The sequence below is a fragment of the Vibrio sp. 10N.247.310.24 genome, from assembly GCF_041467175.1.
Lineage (GTDB): Bacteria > Pseudomonadota > Gammaproteobacteria > Enterobacterales > Vibrionaceae > Vibrio > Vibrio tasmaniensis_A.
On the sequence record NZ_JBFSUD010000196.1, the window covers coordinates 1 to 1,017 of the forward strand.

1 protein-coding gene and 1 pseudogene are annotated in these 1,017 nt (G+C 45.8%); both read right to left on the reverse strand.

The window, feature by feature from the left end; genetic code table 11:
- Positions 1-467: pseudogene (locus tag AB6E08_RS23390) on the reverse strand (IS3 family transposase); the annotation flags it as partial.
- Between the two features lie 26 nt (positions 468-493).
- Positions 494-994 (reverse strand): transposase, encoded by a 501-nt coding sequence (locus AB6E08_RS23395; RefSeq protein ID WP_372160362.1) that lies wholly within the window; start codon positions 992-994, stop codon positions 494-496.
- Between the last annotated feature and the right edge of the window lie 23 nt (positions 995-1,017).

Below are 1,017 nucleotides of genomic sequence, written 5' to 3' on the forward strand. Positions count from 1 at the left end.
TCCTCGATGACATACAGGTAATAGTGTTGGCCTCGAACTTTTGAAGGTAAGTAAGTGATATCCCATGTATAGACTTGGTTCGAATCTGTAGCTGTGTAACTTGTTGGTTTCGCACGCTTCTGCCTACTTCTTTGACGACCTCGTTTGTTTAGTTGCCCCTGTGCACTCAGTATCCGATAGTAACTTGACTCAGAGGCGATATACTCACCTCTATCAAGCAGTGTCGGGACGATTTGAGTCGGAGGTAAGCTTGCGAACTCAGAGCGGTTACACACCTCAATAATCGCATCACGCTCTTGTTGAGATAGCTTGTTCGCAGGCTCAGTTCTACCGCATATCGGCCTTTTGTCAGCTTGAACTTCACCTTGCTGATACCAGCGACGATACGTTCTCAAGTCAATTTGAACTTCATGGCAAGCTGGCTCTAAACGGCATCCGTATTGCCTCGCTTCAAGGATAAGAGTCACTATGATTTGCCTTTCATCGGTTGAGGTTAGTCGTCCTCTGGCTCTTCCCCGTAAAAGGCTCTCAGCTTTTTTCTTAGTACCAAGAGGGCGGCCGTTTCAGCGAGCGCTTTTTCTTTGAGTCGTAAATCTTTCTTCAATTCTTTGATTTCAAGTTTGTCAGCTTTAGCCTGTTTTTTGGCTTGTGCTTCACTCTCTTTGTTCGACATGACTCCTTGAACAAACTCATTCCGCCAAGTCTGTACTTGCTCAGGGTACAAGCCCTTCTCTCGACAATATTGGCTGAGTTCACTTTCGGTCATCGAGTAAGTCTCGGCAACAATGGCGAGTTTAGTTTGAGCAGACCACTGCTCTGATGAAGTGTTGTTATTTGGCACGGCGGCTCCTGAACCTCTGAGTTGCTGCCGCCAATGATACAGGGTCGCAGTGCTAATTCCTTCCTCTTCCGATACTTCTTTCACTGACATCGAATAGGGAGGCAACAGCTTCTTTAATATAGCTTCTTTTCTTTCTACTGAGATACGAGACACAATTACTCTTTATCGCCCAAACT